3 protein-coding genes are annotated in these 1,431 nt (G+C 41.4%); all 3 read left to right on the forward strand.

Annotated features, from left to right (window positions below; translation table 11 throughout):
- Positions 1-102: 102 nt before the first annotated feature.
- Positions 103-519, forward strand: a complete 417-nt coding sequence (locus tag OB13_RS20650; RefSeq protein WP_461492074.1) for a DUF7683 domain-containing protein — start codon at positions 103-105, stop codon at positions 517-519.
- 112 nt (positions 520-631) lie between these two features.
- Positions 632-1,102, forward strand: a complete 471-nt coding sequence (locus tag OB13_RS20655) for a YehS family protein (protein WP_461492075.1) — start codon at positions 632-634, stop codon at positions 1,100-1,102.
- 132 nt (positions 1,103-1,234) lie between these two features.
- Positions 1,235-1,431, forward strand: a 197-nt coding sequence (locus OB13_RS20660) for a DUF2851 family protein (protein WP_461492076.1), incomplete at its 3' end; no start/stop codon positions are given.

Genomic DNA, 1,431 nt, shown 5'->3' on the forward strand with positions numbered 1-1,431 from the left:
GAATCCATCAAATAGAGTACTATTTTAATTCCACGCATAATGCCAGTAACCGGAACAACTCCTTATACACAGTAGTTAGCTGGTATATCAATATGAATTCCGATGGGAACAATCAAAGAAAATGTGCTTAAGGAAATACAAGTCAATAAAGGTATAACCTTGACTGACCTTCATACCACTTTAGATGAAGAAAAGAAGAGAAGTGTAAATGAGGTATTAAATGAGCTTATTAATGAAGGATTAATTACTGATTACAGAGGACAGTATTACCCAATAGTAAGGCATATAGATGCTTACTCAAAAGAAAATGAGAAACTAGTAGAAGAAGTAGAATTAACAGGTTTAACAGCTACTGAATTGGTTAAAGTTATACAACCTTATCAAGATGACTCATTGTTCTTTGACGGTTATGAGCTAAATGCAAACAATGCAGAATACTTCATTAATAGATATGGTGTAGATTTTAAATTTAACCAATACGACTACTATTTAGAAGCTTCTTTCGATAATAAAAAGTAAAAGTAAAACATCAGCCAACAAAGTATAGCAGCCATACTTCGGCTACGCCTCACCACCTGCTATACCAGCACGTTTAGGCAGCATTTATAAAGAAATTATTCAAAGTATAAACATGAACAACAACGATATTTTACGCCGGATTCGCTATACATTTGATTTCAACGACTTTGAGCTGATGGAGCTTTTTAAGTCTGGGGGGGAGCAGGTAACCCGTTCAGGAATCATCGAGTGGATGAAAAAGGAAGATGAGCCCGGGTCTAAGGAAATGAGCGACCTGCACCTGGCTGCTTTTCTCAATGGTTTTATAAACGAGAAACGCGGCAAGAAGGAAGGCGAGCAACCTAAGCCCGAAAATAAACTGAATAACAACATGATACTTCGTAAGCTCAAAATTGCCCTGAACCTGATAGACGAGGACATTCTGGATGTTCTGGGATTGGTAAACTTCCGGTTAAGCAAGCACGAACTGAGCGCTTTTTTTCGCAAACCCGACCACCAGCATTACCGCCCGCTTCAAGACCAGATTCTGCGCAACTTCCTGCACGGCTTGCAACTAAAGCACCAACCCGAATCAGGGAAATAAGATTGTTTTATAACCCACAAAATGCACGTAACTTACTAGAACACTCTGTTTCAGGCTGGCTTTAGTATAGAAGAATATTTCCTCCATTGCAACTGGCAACATCATTCCTTCAACAAAACGAACCTGTGCACCATGGCAGGTGTACCGATACAGGTGCTGAAAACAGGCTTCTACCATTCCGACGCCGGCCCCGATTTCAAGGAGGCCCTCGTTCGTGTGGCAGCAGTAGAGTGGGCGGGTAGTGTGGAGATTTGCTTAAAAGCCTCGGATTGGCTGCGGCATCAACACCGGCTCAGTCTGAAGCAAGCGTACCGTGTCCGGCATCATCC

The organism is Pontibacter sp. HJ8 (genome assembly GCF_054824225.1).